The following is an 18,969-nucleotide window of genomic DNA, read 5'->3' on the forward strand; positions in this document are numbered from 1 at the left end:
TAAGGCCATTTTTTAGGCCTTACCATCTTGTCAAAGCCTGTAGCCTCGGCGCACAATAGCAGCGGAGGTTTTGACAATGCTACGTCTTTTTTCAGCGATCCAACTTGGTACACTCGAATTAACCAATCGCTTGGTCGCCACGCCTAGCCCAAGTCGGTTTAGCCATGGCGGTGGTTTTCTCAATCGCAGCCTGATTGTCGAATACGGGCGTTGGAGCAGTTATGGCATTGGCTTGATCATCAGCGAGCCAGTCTTAGTGCAAGCTAACTCCAATCTGCCCCGCCCAGCCTTGAGCGCCGATGCTCATATTCAAGCATTTCGTAATTTGAACCAATGCTTGCACGAATATCAAAGCCATTGCTTGCCATTGTTGAGCTTGGTCAGCCAACCTGAATCGCAACTGCAACCGAGCAACTGGCCTACTTTACGTGAACAGATGGTGTTGGCGGCTTGGCGAGCCTATGCTGCTGGCAGCCCAGGGATTGTGATCGATGCCAATGCAGGCTCGCTTTTTCATCAGCTGCGGGTGAGCAAACAAGTGCCGCCAACCTCGCGCAGCCAATTGTTGCTTGAAATCATCGAGGCAATTCGCGGCTGGCTTGGGCGGCAGTTTGTGGTTGGAGTGCGGTTGGTGGTCGATGATTTAGTGCCCGATGGCGTGAGTTTGCAAGAAAGCCGCGTTTTGGCCCATGAATTAGTGGCCGCCGGAGTCGATTTACTCGATTTGGTGGTTGGGCGCTCGGTCGCACCAATTGCCCAATTTCCTGGCTGGCAAATTCCCTTGGTGGCAGGCATTCGCAGCATTGTGGATGTACCATTGATTGCCCATGGAATGTTGGGCGACCCGTGGATTGCCGAGGAAATGTTGCGCGAAGGCTGTGCTGATTTGGTGGGGCTTGAAGCGGCAATTTCGGCTACACCGCATTGGCCAATTTGGGCACGCCAACAACTTGAGCGCGAAGCCGAGGCGGCATGACGAGTGCCAGCCTGCGCCATGGTATAATAGCCAAACCATGGCGCTGAAAGAAGGATCGAAGATATGGCAAAAACAATCTTCATCATGGATGATGATCTCGCACTCCAGATGGTGATGGAGATCGCCCTGCGCGAGGTCGGCTATGAAGTCGTGCTGGCGAATAATGGGGTCGAGGGCATTGCCCAACTAGAAACCCTAAAACCTGATCTGATTATTTCAGACATTATGATGCCCGAGATGGATGGGGTTGAGGCATTCAATCAAATTCGCGAGCGGATACAGGATGAAGGCATTCCTATGGTGATCGTAACGGCGCTTAATCGTAAGCCATGGTTCAGCGACCTTGAAGAAGAGGGCGCTGTTATTTTACAAAAGCCGTTCGAGGTCGATACATTCATCGACTTAATCAACACTATGGTGAGTGATTAGTGTTCTTTTTGCGCCGACCAATGCGACCATGCTCGTCGCGATGGTCTCGTTTTTCGTTGTAATTTCGGCATTCTGCTCCTATTCCCCTTGTGGTCGAGCCGACCCAAGGGGCTTTTGCTGCCCAAAAAAGCCCCAATTGGCGAAATTGCTCGTTTTCTCATCCAAAATTCTTTTGATTTTTGGCGCTGAATATGATAGCGTAGCAAGCGACGAACAACCAACCGCCCTATGGAGGCTTTGCGATGAGTGATCGCCCAAATGAAGATAAGAAATTGCACGACCCAAAAGCTACTGTGCAGTTAACCGCTGACGATTTGGCCGCCATGCGGGCCGAATTGCAACAAGAAAAAGATAAAGCGAATCAATTTGCAACTGCCCGTTTGAGCGAGGCTGATATCGCTCCTGCTACCAACAAGAAGTTGGAAAATCCTTATGCCACGGTGCAATTGAACCCTGAGGAGATGGCTGCACTACGTGCCGAAGCTCAACGGGTCAAGGCTGAAGCTCAAGCTGCTCAGGCAGCCCAAGCTGCACCAGTCGCACCAGCACCAGATAATATTAGCTCAATGCGCGGCGGGGCGGTTGCTAACACGCCACCAGCACCAGCAGCACCCCAGTCGTTCCCTGATCAAACGGTGATTATGAGTCCTGGCCAAGCGCGGGCGCAGTATGGCAATGCCCCAGTTGATCAATCGTATGCGCCACCAGCACAGCAGCAATATGCACCGCCAGCGCAGCAGCAACAATATGCACCACCAGCGCAACAACAGCAATATGCGCCGCCACCGCAGCAATACGCGCCACCAGCACAGCAGCAATATGCACCGCCACCGCAACCAGGCTATGGCCAGAACTACCAAAATGTCCAGCAAACCTATAATCCACCAGCGCAAACTGGCTTTTCAGCGCCACCAGCACCGCTCAATACCAATGAGAACTTTTTTCAAAAGTATGGGGTGTATTTGCTGATTGGGTTTGGGGCAATGTTAATCGTTGCAGCAATTTTGTTATTAGTGATTGGCTAATTGTTGGGAGCGAGCAGTAGATCACTGCTCGCTTTTTTAGGGTTTGCATGATTGAGCTTTTGCATACGATTGAGGCTAGTGTGCAGCAGGTCGCTGCCGAAGCCTGTAGCTTGATTCAGGTTCCGCCATTTGTCGCCATGCTTCACCCCGATGATCCTGCGCCATGGTTTAATTATGCGATGCCGATTGCTGGCTTGGAGACGGCTGCTGCCAATTTGCCAGCTTTGCGCCAGGTTTTTCACGCCCAACAACGCCAACTGCGCTTTGAATGGACGCGTGAGTTATGGCCAGAGTTGGAAGCGATTTTGCGGGATGCTGGAATCAAGGTCGATCATATTAATCCCCAGATGATTTGCCTGCCTGAGCAATTCAAGCCTTATCATAACCCCGCTGTTAGCCTGCGGATGCTAACAACTGCCGATGATTTAGCTCATTATCGCCAAGTGACGCGGCTGGGTTTTGGCGATTATTCAGCGATTAGCCAAGCCGATGTTGATAGTTTGCACGATGCTTTGACTGATGGTTGGCGCTATGCCATGGCCACGATCGAGGGCGAATTAGCGGCGGTTGGCGGCTATAAACCAACTAGCCTTGGTGTCGTTGAATTAGTGGCGATTGCAACCTTGCCCGCTTGGCGGCGACGGGGAGCAGCCGCAAGCCTGACCAGTTTTTTGGTGGCTGACCATTTTGCCAATGCTGGCAAATTAGCCTTTTTATTTGCCGCCGATGCGATTGCCCAAGCAACCTATGCCAAAATTGGCTTTCAACAAATTGCCACCCACTTGGCAGCAACCGAGGAGTAAGCCTTACAGGGGTAGGTTTTTGATATCGTTTTAGCATTTGCTTGGTCTTTTTGTGCCCTCACCCCCTAACCCGCCGAGCGAGGCGAGGGGGAACCACTGTATTATGACGGTTGGATCTCCCCTCGCCCGCCGCAGTGGGAGAGGGGTTGGGGGTGAGGGCATGCTGGCGGACTTTTAAAACCTACCCCTGTAAAGAGGAGTAAACTCATGCGTCGTTGGCTTTATATTGGTTTGGCTGTGCTTTTGATTGGCTGTGGCCAAGCCTTGAAAGCGACCAGCAGCGAGGTTGCTCCAAGCACTAAGCCTGCCGCCGCGCCAACGATTGATTTAACTGCCCTGATCACATGGCAGCCAGTGCCAGCCTATACCCCACAAATTCCCACGCCAACTAATATTCCAATTCCCACGCCAATTCCCGATGCTTGGCCAAATGAGCAGGCTTTGGCGCTGCGCCCCGAATTTGCGGGCGATGCTACTCATTCAACCATGCCACGATATGCAATGCAGATTACGCTTGAGCCAAATGTAGGTCGTTATAGCGGCAGCCAAATTATTACCTACACCAATACGACTGGCGCTAGTATCAATAGTTTGGTGCTGCGTTCGTATAATAATTTTCCGCCCGATGCCCAAGGCGATGGCGGCGATACCACGCTTGAAGTTACTAAGGCTTGGAGCAATGGCAACGAATTGAATCTTGCTCGTGAAGCCGAAAATACCGCTTTTCGGCTTAATCTCGCCACAAGCCTAGCACCCAATCAGCAGGTTGTAATCAGCACCCAATTTGCTGGCACAATCAAGGCTTGGCCCGATGGCTCGTATCCCTTGCTTTCGGCCTATCCGATGCTAGCGGTTTGGGATGCAGCAGCCAACGATTGGCGCATGGATGTAACGCGCTTTCCTGATCGGGTGTTTGCTGAAACTGCACTCTATCGGGTGCAACTCAAGCTACCTGCCGAATATCAAGTCATTGGAGCGGGAACGCTGCTGGAGCAAAATGCTGATCGCACCAGCCGCACCTATGTTAGTGGGCCAGTGCGGGAGTGGGCCGCCGCGCTTGGTCAATTTTCGGTCAGTACAAGCAGCATTGATGGAATTGACGTTAATGCCTATGGCCCCGATTATCTTGATTTGGCGCGGGTGCGCGAGATGGCAATTGGCGCTTTGACTAGTTATCAAGCCAAAATCGGCGCGTATCCCTACCGCAAACTCGATCTGCATGTGATGCCATGGGATAGCGGCGGCGGCATCGAGTATCCAGCTTACACGATTATTTTGGTGAACGATGGGATCAATCGTGATGCTGATTATGTGGTGTTCCATGAAGTAGCCCATCAGTGGTGGTATGGGTTGTTGGGCAACGATGTCTATCGTGAGGCTTGGCTGGATGAGGCCATGGCTAGCTACTTGACCTATGTGGCAACTCAGGACGTGCTTGGTCAAGCTGCCGCCGATAGCTATTACAGCGGCGAAATCGAGCGTTTGGCGCTCAGTAATCAAGCCAATGGCAATTGGCCAGCAGGCTTGGCGATCAATCAATATCCATCATTTAATAGCTACTATCGCGCAGTCTATGGCAAAGGCGCGGCGATGTTGCATCAGTTACGCATCAAGCTTGGCGATCAAAGCTTCTTCCAAGGTTTAGCCCAACTCAACGACCAAAAGCGCTATCAGATTATCACCCGTAGCGATTTCCAAAGCGTTATGGAGCAAAGCAGCGGCCAAGCCCTAGGCGAGTGGCTGGATGGCTGGCTCAACTGGTGAGATTGACTCGCCCTGTGAGCGTTCGCTGGTTTGCTCCAATAAATCGACTTGCATGCCTTCGCGGGCTACAAAGGCCAATGGATAGACCGCTTGAGCATCGGCCTCGATCTGGTCGATTTGGCTATCGGTGTGGGCTGGCTCGTGGTGAAACAGGGCAACGTGCTTAATATTGGCGGCTTGGGCTAATTCAATCGCCATGGCCCAAGTGCTATGGCCCCAACCTTGGCGGCTGGCCTTGGGGTTGGCATATTCAGCAGGCGTATAGTGGGCATCGTGGATAATTAATTCGCTGTTGCGGGCAAAATTGGCCAAGCGTTGATCGGTGCCAATATACGATTCGATATCGGTAGCATAGATTGCGCTGACCGCATTGTGCTCAACTCGATAGCACATCGAACCGCCGCGTGGATGGCCTAATGAATGATAACTACGAATTTCAACTGAGCCAGTTGGGCAAAGCTCATCAGCGTCGGCGGCCACGCGCAACGGCGTAGCAGCATCGGCATTCCACCACAAACGCTCGCCACCTTCAATTAATAAGGTGCGGCGGCGGGCCAAAAGGCCGGGTCGTTCGGCCAGCATCGAGTGCGATGAAGCGCTGGCCAACAATTCCCAAACCCGATCTTGATAGAGATTCCACGGGGCCACGATATAGATCATCTGATCTTCGCGATACAGCGGCGCAAAATGTGGCAAACCCTGAATATGATCATGATGATAGTGCGAGAGCAAAATTAAAATTGGGCGTGGATTGGGCTGCTGAACTAATTGCTGCCCAAGCTCGACAATCCCTGTGCCAGCATCAAAAATCAATTGCTGGCCGGCCACCCGCATTTCAACACACGAAGTATTGCCACCTGTTTTAATAAAATCAGCGCCAGTGCTGGGATGACTGCCGCGCACTCCCCAAAATTGGGTTACAAATTCCTGCGTCATGAGTGCCCTCGATGTTGCAATGCTTACTCGTCACGTAATTCTACGATAGGGGTATTAATTAAGAGATGTTCATGCACAATTCGGTTAATCGCTGTGCTATTAAGCTGGCAATAGACCACCCGCCCGGGCTGAATGATTGCATTTGGCCCACGTTCACAGCGACCAAGGCAGTTGCTCAGACGTAGTTCAACGGTTGCGGTTAAATTGGCAGCAGCTAGTGCTTGCTCAAAGGCTTGTTGCACATGGCCCAATTGGCTGCCACAGTGCAATCCATGACAAAGATAAATGCGATACGTTGATTGCTGATTCATTCAGTTTGCTATGCACCCGTTCTCGTATGGGTATGATAGGTCAGCGCCTAGCTGCTGTCAACAGGGATATCAGCCATTTTTGGTGCCAAGCAAGTTTTTTTAATTTTGGCTCAACCCCAGCCTCATACTATTGCAGCCCGTTAATTGTTTGGTTTTTGTAATGATTTATTCTCTTGCCAAAGCTAATCGTGCCCTCACCCCAACCCCTCTCCCACTGCGGCAGGCGAGGGGCATTCCAATCGTCATGATGATATGAGTTCCCACTCGCCTCGTGTGCGGGAGCCAGGGGGTGAGGGTATGCAAACCTAGCAACATTCGGTTAAAAAAGCAAGCTCTCGGGTTGATGTTGCACCGAGAGCTTGCTATTGGTTATTGATGATTGACTGGCAGTTGTAAAGTGAAGATGCTGCCAACCCCCACGGTGCTTTCTAGCGAAACTGTGCCATTGTGGGCTTCAGCAACGTGTTTGGCGATCACCAAGCCCAAGCCGGCCCCGCCAATACTTGCGAGTGTATCATCGAGCCGCACAAATGGCTCGAAAATTCGTTCGAAGTCGTCTTCAGGAATGCCCACGCCATTGTCGCGAATTGAAACCCGCACCAATTGATCATCTTGATAGACCGAAACTTGAATTACCCCACCTTGGGCGGTGTATTGGGTTGCATTTTCGAGCAAGTGCCGCACAGCATTATCCACACCATGCACATCCATATGAATCATCAACGGTGTTTGAATGCCGCTGACATAAATGTTGCGCACCAAGGTTTGGTTTTTTTCCAAGAAGGTTGGCTGCATATCGTTACAAATCGATTGAACTAAGCCGCGTAAATCGGCTTGGGCAAAATCCATTTGGTTCGAGCGCACTTGTTGCAGGTAAATCAAATCGTTGATATGGCGTAATAGGCGGGTGCTATTGCGCTTCATCAACTCGAGGGCTTCACGTTGACCATCACTGACTGGGCCAAGCGCCTGCATGTTGAGCAAATCAATATAGCCATGAATCACGGTCAGCGGGGTGCGTAGCTCGTGCGAAATTGTCGCCAAGAAATCGTTTTTTGCTTGATCAAGCCGTGTCAAGCGATTATTGGCGGTTTCCAACTCGCGTACATGCGATTCCAAGCGCCCGACCAGTTGTTGGCTATATTCGCGCATCACGCTCGGCGCTTCGGCAGTTTCTAAAACTTCGCGTGTGCCACCGATATAGCTGGCGACCAAATCGGGCAAGGCCCGTGGATCGATTGGCTTAGAAATATAGCCATCACAGCCAGCCGCCAAAGCTCGTTCGCGATCGCCTGGAGTGGTATTGGCAGTTAAAGCTACAATTGGCACCGAAGCCAGTTGCGGCGTGGCTTTGAATTTGGTGGTTAATTCATAGCCATTCAAGCCAGGCAAATTAATATCCATCAAAATCAGATCAGGGCGATCAGTTTGGGCCGATTTCCAACCTTCGTTGCCGTCATTGGCGATGATAATCTGATAGCCACGAGTTGCGAGAACGCGTCGTACTAAACGTTGATTATCGTGATTATCCTCAATGTACAGAACCCGAGTCGAACCTGCCATGACGGTTATTTCCTTCTAACTAGGTGATTGTTGTTCAATCGGCGCTGGGATGCTGGCGGTGGCGATCGCAAATGAGAAGGTGCTACCAACCCCAACTTTGCTATCGACCCATAAATCACCATCGTGCAAATCGACCAACCTGCGGGTAATCGAAAGCCCCAAGCCCGACCCCAAAATGCCGCGTGCCCCAGCATGCACTTGCTGAAACTCTTGGAACAGCTTGCCCAAGGCTTCGGCATCCATGCCGATCCCCGTATCTTGGACGCTGATTACAATCCAATCGCCGGGCAATAAATAGTGTGAGCCAATTGGCGTAGCTTCTTGGACTACCCGCCGAATTGCCCGCACCACAATTTGGCCACGGTCGGTAAATTTTACCGCATTTGAAATCAGGTTAATCACAATTTGGCGCAAACGGGTTGGATCAACATCCATTCGTGGCAAATCGGGCGCAATATCGATGCGCATGGTAACTGGCTTGGAATTCAGACCATGCATAATATCGACTGCCGATTGCACGACTGGCAGCACTGCCGTTGCCTCACGATGCAGGGCAAATTTGCCAGCTTCGATCCGCGCCATATCCAAAATATCGTTGATCAGATCGAGCAAGTAGCGGCCATTTTTGTTGATGGTTTCAAGGTCTTCGCGCTGTTCTTCAACCAACAAGGGCGAAAGTTCATCGAGCAACACGGTTGAGAAGCCAATGATTGCGTTCAGTGGCGTGCGTAATTCGTGTGAAATGCTGGCCAAAAACTGCGATTTCAGGCGATCAGCGGCTTGAGCACGGTCGAGAGCTTCGCGCAACTCGCCAGTGCGTTGGGCCACCAAATCTTCCAAGTTTTGGAATGAGAAGGCGTTTTCAATTGTCAAGCCGACCATATCAGCAAAGTTGAGCAGTAACGCTGCATCTTGCACCGTAACCAAACGCCCTTGCTCATAGTAATCGGCAGAAATCAAGCCCAATACTTTTTCGCGGCCCAAAATTGGCGCTTGTACATACGAATCGCCGCCCGAAATAAACTGCTTGGCTTGAATTACCTGCGGATGTTCCCAAGGATTATCGACGATCACCGCTTGGCGCGATTTGATTACGCTGGCTTCAATCGTATCGCTATCGATTGTAATTGGCTCGGACAGCGCTGCCCGCATAAAATCGTATTCAAGCTCGTAGTTGTTGGGTCCAAATGAGGCCGAAACTACCTCGATCACCTCATCACGCAGCAGATACAGCACCGCCCGATCAAACCCTAAGCGTTGACATAATAATTGCGGAATATGATCAAGCACGGTATTTAATGAACGCAAGCGTTTGAGTTCATTGCTGGTTTCATTGATCGCGGCCATCTGTTGGGCATTAACTTCTAAGGCATCGACTTTTTCGCGTAACGCTGTAGTCATCTGATTGAACGAAAGGCTCAAGCGGCCAATTTCATCATTGCCATGGACGACCAACTCTTGATCAAGCTGGCCTGAGGCGATTCGTTGTGCGCCAACTTCAAGGTCGCGCAATGGTCGAATGATCGTTCGCGCCAAGCCTGTGGCCAAAATAATAATTAAGCCTGAGGTGATCAACAAAACTGCCAAGAAATTGCGACGTAGCTGCTCTTGCTCGCGTTCGATTGCCAAACTCGCATCGCGGGCTGGGCTAATCACATCGTCGATTGGCAGCACCAAGGCCACGACCCAGCCAACCGTGCGCATCGGCGAATAGGCCAGATAGCGGTCGCCACCATCGAGTTGCAGGCGGGTCACGCCAGCCATATCATTGCGAATATTTTCGCGTAATGAGACAAAATTTGGGTCGTTGCTCTCAAATAAATTCTGTTTCTTAAAGGTTTCGTCCCAACGGGTATTGCCAGCCTCAAGCTCAGGCCGAATCAAAATATTGCCATCGTGATCCATCACAAAAGCATAGCCCGAACTGCCTGCATCGATCCGCAACACATCCGATTGAATCGTGGTCAGCAGCAAATCCATGCCAATCACGCCAATCAACTGATTGTTGACTTTGACCGGAGCCGAGACCGTGATATTGAGCTGGTTGGTGACGGCATCGACATAGGTTCCGACCCAAGTTGGGCCAGTAGCTTTTTCGGCGGCTTGATACCAAGGACGTTTACGGGCATCAAAACCATCGGGCAATACGCTAACGACCCGCACATCATCGAGCACCATCACACCTTCTTTGGTGGCCAAATAGCCCAAAGAAATCAGCGGATTCAGATCGACGTTGCTTTGGAGTGCGCCAGTAATTTGGCGAGCACGAGCCACGGTCAGCCGCAGTTGATCAGGGGGAATCAGGGTTGGGCCACTGCCTGCCAGCCAAAAGGGGTCGGGGCGAGTGTCGGCCAGCCGATCAAGTGGGCGGCTGAAGGCCTGTTGGGTGATATTAACCATGGTTTGGACTTGGCGCTGCACACTCAACAAAGCCTGATCATATAGCTCAGCTTTGTCGATTGCGCGACTCATCAGCATGTTTTCAGCTTGAATTAAGAGGGTGTTTTCGCTTTGTTTGACGGCGGCCAAGCGGGCTTGGGAAATCCCATTCAAGCTCAACCAGCCCACAATAATCAAGGCTGGCAGCGAAACCCCTAATGCCAGCAACAAAACCCGCGCTTGAACCCCAAACCGAACATTTCGTGGTTGTGATGTCATAGGCCAACGCCCCGTGTATTGCTGGAAGTTGAGTCAGATCTGTAGGTAGGTTTAATGTCCCCTAGTGTAGCATAAAATAGTTGATTGGGGATCGGATGAATAAAGGATGAAGGATGAAATTGTTTTGATCCACGAAGGACGCGAAGGACACGAAGCACGGAACCGCGAAGGACGCGAAGCACGCGAAGGTTGAGTTTTTAGCCACGAATTCCACGAATTGCACGAACATTTTTTAGCCACAGATTACACAGATTTATTTAATTATCCTGCTCTGCGCAATGCCTGAACCCTAGCCCCTGACCCCTGCTCCCTACTATTTTGCCTTTTGATTTTTGATTCTATTAGTTCTTTTTGCCTTCTGCCTTTTGCCTTTTGATTTTATCGGTGGTTGTTTGCACTTTTCTTGTATACTTTGATCTAATTCTCTGGTGCTTTGGGAGGCACGCATGAGCGAACACCAGTCTGAGCAGGATGTGGGCGTGGATAGTCCAGCTACGCCATCACTGCTTCAACGGAATCGTTGGTTGCGGCGATTGATGAAATTTGGCTTTGTGGTGGTTGGCCTGTTTTTCTTTATTTTAGCTTTGCGCTTATTAAGTAAAGGTGCAGGTGGCTTGGGGCCATTTTTAACCAAAACCTTGGGGATTGAAAATGCCCTGAATACCTTGGGCTTTGGGTGGCTCTTTGCCTATGGGGTATTGAGTGGCTCGCCCGTGGCCGGAATTGCGCTTTCTTTTTTAGATAGCAAAGTAATCGATCCACTTCAGGCTTTTACGATGATTACTGGCTCACGGCTGGGTGCATCGTTTATTGTCTTGGTGATTGGCTTTATCTACTTTTTGCGGGGCCGTGAAAAAGCCGCCTCGCTTTCAATTGGCGTGTTGGCGCTTAGCGTTACAGCTACCACCTATCTGCCAGCATTGGCGATTGGCTATTGGCTCTTGACTGATAGCGGGCTGGATCAGGTGCGGATCGCCTTGCCATCGGCAATTTTCGATTTCGTCGAGCAGGTGTTTGATCCGATTGTGGCTTGGCTGATTCGCACGATTGATAGTGGGATTGTGAATATATTTGGGACAACTCCCGCGACAACTGGGGTTTTACCGGCAACGAGTGTGGTAATTTTTGTGGTTGGGGTCGGCACATTGCTGTTTGCCTTTAACCTTTTGGATAAAGCATTGCCGCAGGTTGATGCTGAACATAATGCATTTGGGCGGGTTGGTGGCTTGATCTATCGACCGTGGGCGATGTTTTTGCTGGGAGCGTTCGTTACCTCGTTGACCTTATCGGTTTCGGTTTCGCTCTCGATCTTGGTGCCACTTTCGGCTCGCGGCTTTATTCGGCGCGAAAATACCTTGCCCTACATTATGGGAGCCAACATCACCACCTTTATTGATACCCTGATTGCCTCATTGTTGATCAAAGATCCATTTGCTTTTACAGTAGTGCTGGCTGAAATTATCAGCATTACAGTAATTTCATTAATTATTCTCGTTTTTCTCTATCGCCCATATGAGCGGCTAATTTTGCGCTTGCTTGATCGGGTAGTCAACGATACGCCGATGTTGGTTACCTTTATGGTGGTGATGGTCGTGACCCCGATTCTGCTGTTATTTATCTAGGATCAACCTATGAAGCCTTTTAATTTGATGATTTACCTTGATGGTTCCTCGGCAGCGCGACGCATGGTGGCCTATCTTGCGCCATTAGCCCGTAAATCGCATGTCAAAACGACCTTTTTGGTCGATGAAGCCCATCAAGATGAAGCCGAAATGTATTTTTTCAACGCTGAGCAATTATTGCAAAGCGATCAAGCGCCGACCCGCACGATTCGCGGAGCCACGCCAGAACGGGCGATTGTGCTCGAAACTCGTGCTAGCCAACCAGATTTGGTGGCGTTTGGGCCGTTGCGCAAGGAAGGTTGGCGACGATGGCTGGGTCAATCGGCGATTGGTTCGTTGGCTCGGCGTTTAACCTGCTCGATGTTATTGATGCAAGGTCGCCCGAATGAGCTGCGCCGCGCCTTGGTTTGCGCTGCTGGTGGCCCGGCTACGCTACACGATGCCCAAATGACGGCCTCAATTATCGAACCCCTTGGCGGCCAAGTAACAATTTTGCATATTGTGTCGCAACTATCGCTGACCTACAAGCCCGAGGAGCGCGACCCTGAGCGGCTCGCCGATTTGGTGATGGAAAAGCAGGGCGAGGTGGCGCGTAATATTGCTGCCGCCAAAACCATTTTGACCGATCGCGGCATTACCACCACCGTGCGGATTCGCGCTGGCATGGTGCTTGAAGAAATTCAAGAGGAACTCAAAACGGGCGGTTACGATCTCTTGGTGATAGGTGCGCATCGGGCGCGAACGCCACTTGATCGGGTCTTGCTCGAAGATGTTAGCGCTGAGATCTTGTTTAATAGTCCAATTCCTGTTTTACTTGTCCAAAATACCAGCGATTTCTAAACCGCAATCAAGGAGTTTGCTATGGCCGTCTTGCTACTCGATAACTACGATTCCTTTACCTATAATTTGTATCAATATTTCTGCGAACTTGGCGCAGAGGTGGTGGTCAAGCGCAACGATGAAATTGAAGTCGATGATATTCGCCACATGGAAGCCATTGACCGGATTGTAATTTCGCCTGGACCATGTACGCCTGCCGAAGCCGGCATTAGCGTGCCGCTGATTCGCGAATTGTGTATGGAATACCCAATTTTAGGCGTTTGTCTGGGACATCAATCGATTGGGGCCGCCTTTGGCGGGCGAGTGATTCGCGCTCCCCAATTGCGCCACGGCAAAACCTCACCGATCACTCACTTGAATGTTGGGATTTTCGCTGGTGTGCCTTCACCCTTCACCGCCACCCGCTATCACTCATTGATTGTCGAGGAATCCAGCTTGCCTAGTGATCTTGAGGCTACCGCTTGGAGTGATGATGGCTTGATTATGGGTTTGCGCCACCGCACCTTGCCAATCGAAGGCGTGCAATTCCACCCCGAATCGATTATGACTGAGCATGGCAAAGTGTTACTTGCTAACTTCTTGAGCATTGCTAAACCAGAGTTGGCCGAGGTTAGGGGTTAGGGGTTAGGGATCAGGGGTCAGAGGTCAGGAATGGATTCCGTGAATCTGTGGCTAAAAACAGCTTTGCGTTTTTTGCGTCCTTCGCGGTTCCGTGCTTCGTGTCCTTCGTGTCCTTCGCGGATCAAAACATTGAGTTGAGATTAATAGATTTCGAGTGATATGCAACAATTAACATTAAAACCTGAAGAAGTGCCCGCCAATTTGGCCGAATGGCTGCGAGCTAGCCAACAAACCACCATTTTATTGGCGGTTGAGCTTGATGCCGATGGCTATCTGTCGTTGCAAGCCTTGCCGGAGGTAGATCCGCAGCTTGTGCCACGGGTGCGCAAAGCCATGGCACAATATGCCGAAACCTTGCGGAGGCTGCTGTGACCCATTATTTGGGCCTGACCGATGCCTTTATGCTCCAAGCCATGGTGATTCAGCACATCGGTGGAATTCATGGCATTACTGAACAGGGCTTTGAAAAATTAGCCACCGCCTTGGCTGCGCCCCAACAAACCATGTTTGGCGAGGATCTGTATCCCGATACGTTTAGCAAGGCCGCTGCTTTATTCGATGCGTTGATTCATGGTCATTGTTTTAGCGATGGCAATAAACGCACGGCCTTATTGGCGATGATTGAATTTCTGGCTCGGAATGGCTATGCCTTCAATACGCCCGACGACGATAGCCTTTACGATTGGATTTTGCTGGTGGCAGCAGAACGAGGCATGGATCGTGAACAACAGGCCGCTTGGATCGCACAACGTTGTGAGCAATTATGAGTGAAGAAGTTCCATTGCACTATATTACCCTTGAAGAAGCGCTGCATATTCGCGATGCGATTGCCGAAGCGCATGGCGAAAGCTTCGATGTTTTGCGCTTTCAACAATTACTCTCGGCCTTAGCTACGCCTTTTCAATCGATGTTTGGCGAGGAGCTTTTTCCAACGCTATGTGCCAAAGCGGGCATGCTGCTGGCTGGGCTAATTCGCAATCATCCATTTTGGGATGGCAACAAGCGCATCGCAATGGCGATTACGGCGCGATTTCTAGCCTTGAATGGCTATCAACTGACGGTTGATGCCGCCGAAGCTGATCAATTTACTACCGCCTTGGCCATGCATCGCCAAGATTATGAAACTGCCAGTAGTTGGCTAGCCCAACATTCGCGGCCAATTGGCGAAAATCGTAGCTAAAAAGCCAAAACGGCTGTGGTATAATGGGCCACAAATAGCCCACCGTAAACCACACAACCATAGAAAGAATAGCCAAATGGCCATCGCTGACGATCACGCACAATCAGAGCGAAGTGATGCTGTTTTGTTGGAGGCAATTACCACCAACAACGATATGCTGGCGCTCCAACAATTGTTTGATCGCTATCGCCAGCAATTGTTCCAGACTGCATTGGGGATTACCCGCGATCAACAATTGGCCGAAGAGGTCTTGCAAGATTGTTTTTATCGGTTGTATCGCCATGCTAAAAAGCTTGATGGCAGTATGCCACTGGCCCCTTGGCTCTATCGCGTAACGGTGAATTTGTGCTATAGCCGCATCAAGCGCCAACGCCCATGGTACGAGCCATTTCATCAATTGGCTGAGCGCTTGCGGGCTAGCTCTCGTTCTGCGCCCGATGTGGTCGCTGAACGCCGCGAGATGCAAGATGTGGTGCGCCAAACCTTAGAGCGCCTTTCACCCCAGCATCGCGCAGTTTTAGTCTTACATTATTTTCATGATTATTCCCTGACGGAGATTGCCGAAATTCTAGAATGCCCTGAGGGAACGATTAAATCGCGGCTGTTTTATGCCCGTAAAATTCTCAAAGAGCAGCTCTACCAAGCTGCAATCGAGGGCGAACCACTGATTGACGGAATTTCCTTCTAAGATAGTTAGTGCCGAGGAAGATTCAACCATGTCTATCTCCGTCCCACGCATTACACCACGACTATTAATGTCCGGTGATCCATTATTTAGCTTGGTGCGGTTGATTAGCCTTGGCTTGATTTTGGTCGTCGGCGCTCGCATCGATCAACACACGGTTATTCCGCCAACCACCCCATTTGGCCTAATTTGGTGGGCCTATGCGATCTATGGTTTAGTGATGGCTGGCTCGGCTTTTGTGCCCCGCTTTCGCAACTTGCCCTCGTGGATCTTTATTGTTGATTTTGGCTTTATTGCGCTCTTTGCCTTGTTTAGCGGTCTGCCCCCCGCCTTGTTGGTAGCGTTGATTATGTTGCCAACTGTGTGGGCTTCAACCAATCGTTCGCCTGCCCAAGCAGTTGGTACGGGTGTGGGCGCAGCGATTGTCTATGCTGGCATTACGCTATATCGGCGCTTTGGCGATGCTGGCAATGTTGGCAGCGAAGAGATGTTTGTTAGCATTGCAGTCAACTGTACAGCTTTGATTTTAGTTTCGTGGTTGGTCAGCACGCTTTCTGGTCAGTCCAGCGAGATCAATCGCGAACATGTGATTGCCGCACGGCGTGATGTCGATAGTGCTCAGCGTGATGCCGAAGCGTATCGCGACCGCATGCGAGCACTCTACGAAGTTGCCTATAAACTTAGTACTACCATGAATTTTCAAACGGTGCTTGATGCCACCGTGACCGAATCGATTCGTTTGATCAATGGCCGCAGTAGCGTGGTGCTGTTACCAACTGGCGAGCCAGATGAATTGTATGTTGCTGCTGGCGTTGGAGTTGGCTCTGGTGATCTCAATTTGCGGATTGCGATTGAGCCAACTGGAATTATGGCCTCGATTCTGGCCTCAGGCACGCCGCGCATTTTGAACGATTTGCGCCAATCACATGCCTTGAGCAGCGTACCATCGATGCAAAACTGTGCGTGTGTTTGTTGTGTGCCGCTGAGCGCAGGCCGCCGCAACTATGGCATCGTGGTCGTCGGGGTTGATCGTAACGAAATCAATGAAGATGAATTGGGTATGGTTTCGGCCTTGGCCAATTACGCAATTATTGCCATGCTCAATGCCCAATTGGTTGGCGAATTACGCGATGAACGCACCAAACTGATTAGCAAAGAAGAAGAAGTGCGCCAACAACTTGCCCGCGATTTGCACGATGGCCCCGCTCAATCAGTGGCCGCCATCACCATGAATATTGAATTTGTCAAGCGTTTATTGGAGCGCGAACCAAGCCGCGTGATGCAAGAGCTGACCAAAATGGGCGAATTAGCCCGCCGCACCACCTATGATATTCGCACGCTTTTGTTCGAGTTGCGCCCCTTGACTCTGGATAGCCAAGGCCTCGTTGCGACCCTGCGCGAATATGTAACCCGCTTCAAAGATGGCACGACCCAGGTAATCCTCGAAGAAACCGTCGGCGAGTTGCGGCTTGATGCCAAACGTGAAGGCACCTTGTTCAATATTATTCAAGAAGCTAGCAACAATGCCATGAAACATGCCCAAGCCAAACACATCTGGATTCGGCTAACCCGCCAAGGCGATGAGTTGATGGCGACAGTGCAGGATGATGGCAAAGGCTTCGATTTGCAAGCAGTTCGGGCTAACTACAGCAAACGTGGCTCGTTTGGCCTCTTAAATATTGATGAACGGGCACGCATGGTTGGCGGGAGTGCCGAAATGACCTCAGCAGTTGGCGCTGGTACAACCGTTCGGGTTATTGTACCGCTTGATGCCAGTAGTATTTAGATAATGAATCTACTGACCCCGCGACGAGTGCTCGTCGCGGGGTTTTATAGTTAATTGCCTTCATCCCAACCCCGCTCTCACTGCGGCGGGCGAGGGTAAGTTTCCGCTGCGAACCACTAAGCCGCTGGTTCATCGATAGATGGCTAACTGCCCTTGATTGCCCTTGAGGGGGTGCAGGGGGATTAAAGCCCCCGACGTTTCCCGCCTTGAGGCGGGACGGAAGGGTGGTGATCACGGATGATGGGATGGTTAACAACCTACCCTTAAAAGGAAGGGATTAGGGAATGAGGGCATGCTGACGAACTATCGATAAAAATGCACATAAACCGCTATTGGTTGTACACTAAGCAGCAGATGATTTAGCTGGAGCAAGCGTCGATGCTGCAAACATATCAAGATGCCATGGATTGGATCTACAGTTTCCTCGATAGCGAGAAGAAGTTACCCAAAAATCCGACCGAATTTAATTTGCCCCGGGTCAAGGCGATGCTGGAGTTGTTGGGTAATCCACAGTTGCGCTATCCGGCGGTGATTGTGGCTGGCACGAAGGGCAAAGGTTCAACGTGTGCCTTTTTAGAGTCGATTATCCGCCAGAGTGGCCTAAAAGTTGGCTTTTTTAGCTCGCCGCACCTACACTCCTACCGCGAACGCATGCAAATCAATCGTGAGCTAATTAGCCAAAGCCAGCTTGTCGATTTGATTAATCAGGTGCGACCGCTACTGGAGCCACTTGACCCCGAAGTTGGTTCACCAACCACCTATGAAATTGGGGTGGTTTTGGGTTTGTACTACTTTGCTACGCAGGCAATCGAGTTGGCAGTACTTGAAATTGGCTTGGGTGGGCGCTATGATGCGATTAACACTGTTAACCCTGTGCTCAGCGTAATTGCTTCGATCAGCTATGATCACACGGCGATTTTAGGCGATACACTAGCCAAAATTGCCTATGAAAAGGCTGGAATCATCAAGCAGCATGTGCCAGTAATTAGCACTGTGCAGCAAGCCGAGGCGGCTGAGGTGATCGCTCAGGTTGCTGCTGAGCAAGCGGCTCCGTTATTTATTGCAGGGATGGCGGGATTGCAGGAGCAAGCCTCAGGGGTGGTTGCTGAATATCCACTGGTGATTGTGCCTGAACAACTGGGCTTGAAGGGTGAGTTTCAGATGCAAAATGCCCAACTTGCCACCAGCGCCGCATTGCTCTTGCGCGAACTCGGTTTCCCCATTAGCGATGATGCTATTCGCCAAGGTTTGGCAACAACCCAATGGCCTGCTCGGTTTGAGCAAATTGCCAACGAACCGTTGACGCTTGTCGATGGAGCGCATAACGGCGATTCGGCGCGGGTGCTGCTGCAAGCGCTCAAACAGAATTATTCAAACCGACCGCTGACCTTAGTTTTAGGCACATCAAGCGACAAAGATATTCAAGCAATTATTCAGCAACTCAGCAATTCGGCAACCCACCTGATCACAACCTGTTCGCGGCATCCACGGGCTTTAGCACCCGAAAAACTGGCTGAATTGATTCAGCAGCATGTTAATCGCCCGGTTCATCAGACCAACAGCGTGGCCGAGGCCTTAACGCTGGCCCAACAACTCACATCCGCCGCTGGCCTCATTTGCGTAACTGGATCGCTGTTTGTGGCTGCCGAAGCGCGTGAAACCCATGGCTTAGCCCAGCCCGATTAGCCGATCGTAAACTGACTCGTAATGCCAAATCGCGACACTAGCAACAGCAGAGCAGCCCTCGCGATGCGGCATGGAGCAACGAGC

Annotated in this window: 18 protein-coding genes; 14 read left to right on the forward strand and 4 right to left on the reverse strand. The window is 50.9% G+C overall.

Annotation, left to right across the window (positions count from 1 at the left end):
- The first annotated feature begins 76 nt into the window (after nt 1–76).
- The 5 genes from DEF47_RS21910 to DEF47_RS21930 all read left to right on the forward strand — a co-directional run bounded on the left by DEF47_RS21910 (nt 77) and on the right by DEF47_RS21930 (nt 4,997).
- Nucleotides 77–976 carry an oxidoreductase gene (locus DEF47_RS21910; protein WP_012188142.1) on the forward strand — a complete coding sequence of 300 codons (900 nt, stop codon included), beginning with the start codon at nt 77–79 and terminating at the stop codon, nt 974–976.
- 63 nt (nt 977–1,039) lie between these two features.
- A complete protein-coding gene (locus DEF47_RS21915) occupies nt 1,040–1,405 on the forward strand; it encodes a response regulator (protein ID WP_012188143.1) in 366 nt (121 codons plus the stop codon).
- 242 nt (nt 1,406–1,647) lie between these two features.
- The gene (locus DEF47_RS21920; protein WP_012188144.1) at nt 1,648–2,430 is read left to right on the forward strand and encodes a hypothetical protein; all 783 of its coding nucleotides are present in this window, start codon (nt 1,648–1,650) and stop codon (nt 2,428–2,430) included.
- 47 nt (nt 2,431–2,477) lie between these two features.
- Nucleotides 2,478–3,233 carry a GNAT family N-acetyltransferase gene (locus DEF47_RS21925; protein ID WP_012188145.1) on the forward strand — a complete coding sequence of 252 codons (756 nt, stop codon included), beginning with the start codon at nt 2,478–2,480 and terminating at the stop codon, nt 3,231–3,233.
- 207 nt (nt 3,234–3,440) lie between these two features.
- Nucleotides 3,441–4,997, forward strand: coding sequence for a M1 family metallopeptidase (locus DEF47_RS21930; protein ID WP_012188146.1), 1,557 nt, complete (start codon nt 3,441–3,443; stop codon nt 4,995–4,997).
- On the opposite strand, the gene DEF47_RS21935 is transcribed toward DEF47_RS21930, so the two are convergent.
- From DEF47_RS21935 to DEF47_RS21950, 4 genes are all read right to left on the reverse strand, one after another.
- Nucleotides 4,962–5,933, reverse strand: a complete 972-nt coding sequence (locus DEF47_RS21935) for an MBL fold metallo-hydrolase (protein WP_012188147.1) — start codon at nt 5,931–5,933, stop codon at nt 4,962–4,964. The two genes, DEF47_RS21930 and DEF47_RS21935, sit on opposite strands and share 36 nt — an antisense overlap.
- 23 nt (nt 5,934–5,956) lie before the next feature.
- Entirely contained in the window at nt 5,957–6,244 is a 288-nt protein-coding gene (locus DEF47_RS21940) for a (2Fe-2S) ferredoxin domain-containing protein (RefSeq protein WP_012188148.1), read from the reverse strand.
- Nucleotides 6,245–6,613: 369 nt separating this feature from the next.
- Nucleotides 6,614–7,807, reverse strand: a complete 1,194-nt coding sequence (locus tag DEF47_RS21945; protein ID WP_012188149.1) for a hybrid sensor histidine kinase/response regulator — start codon at nt 7,805–7,807, stop codon at nt 6,614–6,616.
- Between the two features lie 15 nt (nt 7,808–7,822).
- Complete coding sequence (locus DEF47_RS21950) at nt 7,823–10,465, reverse strand: sensor histidine kinase (protein WP_012188150.1); 2,643 nt, start codon at nt 10,463–10,465, stop codon at nt 7,823–7,825.
- A gap of 446 nt (nt 10,466–10,911) precedes the next feature.
- On the opposite strand from DEF47_RS21950, the gene DEF47_RS21955 reads away from it, so the two are divergent.
- From DEF47_RS21955 to DEF47_RS21995, 9 genes are all read left to right on the forward strand, one after another.
- Nucleotides 10,912–12,087 (forward strand): Na/Pi cotransporter family protein, encoded by a 1,176-nt coding sequence (locus DEF47_RS21955; protein WP_012188151.1) that lies wholly within the window; start codon nt 10,912–10,914, stop codon nt 12,085–12,087.
- A gap of 9 nt (nt 12,088–12,096) precedes the next feature.
- Nucleotides 12,097–12,927, forward strand: a complete 831-nt coding sequence (locus tag DEF47_RS21960; RefSeq protein ID WP_012188152.1) for a universal stress protein — start codon at nt 12,097–12,099, stop codon at nt 12,925–12,927.
- 21 nt (nt 12,928–12,948) lie between these two features.
- Nucleotides 12,949–13,548, forward strand: a complete 600-nt coding sequence (locus DEF47_RS21965; RefSeq protein ID WP_012188153.1) for an anthranilate synthase component II — start codon at nt 12,949–12,951, stop codon at nt 13,546–13,548.
- A gap of 159 nt (nt 13,549–13,707) precedes the next feature.
- Nucleotides 13,708–13,920, forward strand: coding sequence for a hypothetical protein (locus DEF47_RS21970; RefSeq protein ID WP_012188154.1), 213 nt, complete (start codon nt 13,708–13,710; stop codon nt 13,918–13,920).
- On the forward strand, nt 13,917–14,315 hold the full coding sequence (locus DEF47_RS21975; protein WP_012188155.1) for a type II toxin-antitoxin system death-on-curing family toxin: 399 nt from the start codon (nt 13,917–13,919) through the stop codon (nt 14,313–14,315). The genes DEF47_RS21970 and DEF47_RS21975 overlap by 4 nt, the downstream gene beginning before the upstream one ends.
- The gene (locus tag DEF47_RS21980) at nt 14,312–14,728 is read left to right on the forward strand and encodes a type II toxin-antitoxin system death-on-curing family toxin (RefSeq protein WP_012188156.1); all 417 of its coding nucleotides are present in this window, start codon (nt 14,312–14,314) and stop codon (nt 14,726–14,728) included. The genes DEF47_RS21975 and DEF47_RS21980 overlap by 4 nt, the downstream gene beginning before the upstream one ends.
- Before the next feature lie 76 nt (nt 14,729–14,804).
- The gene (locus DEF47_RS21985) at nt 14,805–15,416 is read left to right on the forward strand and encodes an RNA polymerase sigma factor (protein WP_012188157.1); all 612 of its coding nucleotides are present in this window, start codon (nt 14,805–14,807) and stop codon (nt 15,414–15,416) included.
- Between the two features lie 28 nt (nt 15,417–15,444).
- Nucleotides 15,445–17,199 (forward strand): GAF domain-containing sensor histidine kinase, encoded by a 1,755-nt coding sequence (locus tag DEF47_RS21990; protein ID WP_012188158.1) that lies wholly within the window; start codon nt 15,445–15,447, stop codon nt 17,197–17,199.
- Nucleotides 17,200–17,577: 378 nt separating this feature from the next.
- Nucleotides 17,578–18,885, forward strand: a complete 1,308-nt coding sequence (locus DEF47_RS21995) for a bifunctional folylpolyglutamate synthase/dihydrofolate synthase (protein ID WP_012188159.1) — start codon at nt 17,578–17,580, stop codon at nt 18,883–18,885.
- Nucleotides 18,886–18,969: the final 84 nt, after the last annotated feature.

Source organism: Herpetosiphon sp. (assembly GCF_003512625.1).
GTDB lineage: Bacteria > Chloroflexota > Chloroflexia > Chloroflexales > Herpetosiphonaceae > Herpetosiphon > Herpetosiphon aurantiacus.

Bases quoted from the DNA above. Each gene is read 5' to 3' on its own strand.
- DEF47_RS21910 (WP_012188142.1), top strand. From the start codon at position 77: ATGCTACGTCTTTTTTCAGCGATCCAACTTGGTACACTCGAATTAACC.
- DEF47_RS21915 (WP_012188143.1), top strand. From the start codon at position 1,040: ATGGCAAAAACAATCTTCATCATGGATGATGATCTCGCACTCCAGATG.
- DEF47_RS21920 (WP_012188144.1), top strand. From the start codon at position 1,648: ATGAGTGATCGCCCAAATGAAGATAAGAAATTGCACGACCCAAAAGCT.
- DEF47_RS21925 (WP_012188145.1), top strand. From the start codon at position 2,478: ATGATTGAGCTTTTGCATACGATTGAGGCTAGTGTGCAGCAGGTCGCT.
- DEF47_RS21930 (WP_012188146.1), top strand. From the start codon at position 3,441: ATGCGTCGTTGGCTTTATATTGGTTTGGCTGTGCTTTTGATTGGCTGT.
- DEF47_RS21935 (WP_012188147.1), bottom strand. From the start codon at position 5,933: ATGACGCAGGAATTTGTAACCCAATTTTGGGGAGTGCGCGGCAGTCAT.
- DEF47_RS21940 (WP_012188148.1), bottom strand. From the start codon at position 6,244: ATGAATCAGCAATCAACGTATCGCATTTATCTTTGTCATGGATTGCAC.
- DEF47_RS21945 (WP_012188149.1), bottom strand. From the start codon at position 7,807: ATGGCAGGTTCGACTCGGGTTCTGTACATTGAGGATAATCACGATAAT.
- DEF47_RS21950 (WP_012188150.1), bottom strand. From the start codon at position 10,465: ATGACATCACAACCACGAAATGTTCGGTTTGGGGTTCAAGCGCGGGTT.
- DEF47_RS21955 (WP_012188151.1), top strand. From the start codon at position 10,912: ATGAGCGAACACCAGTCTGAGCAGGATGTGGGCGTGGATAGTCCAGCT.
- DEF47_RS21960 (WP_012188152.1), top strand. From the start codon at position 12,097: ATGAAGCCTTTTAATTTGATGATTTACCTTGATGGTTCCTCGGCAGCG.
- DEF47_RS21965 (WP_012188153.1), top strand. From the start codon at position 12,949: ATGGCCGTCTTGCTACTCGATAACTACGATTCCTTTACCTATAATTTG.
- DEF47_RS21970 (WP_012188154.1), top strand. From the start codon at position 13,708: ATGCAACAATTAACATTAAAACCTGAAGAAGTGCCCGCCAATTTGGCC.
- DEF47_RS21980 (WP_012188156.1), top strand. From the start codon at position 14,312: ATGAGTGAAGAAGTTCCATTGCACTATATTACCCTTGAAGAAGCGCTG.
- DEF47_RS21985 (WP_012188157.1), top strand. From the start codon at position 14,805: ATGGCCATCGCTGACGATCACGCACAATCAGAGCGAAGTGATGCTGTT.
- DEF47_RS21990 (WP_012188158.1), top strand. From the start codon at position 15,445: ATGTCTATCTCCGTCCCACGCATTACACCACGACTATTAATGTCCGGT.
- DEF47_RS21995 (WP_012188159.1), top strand. From the start codon at position 17,578: ATGCTGCAAACATATCAAGATGCCATGGATTGGATCTACAGTTTCCTC.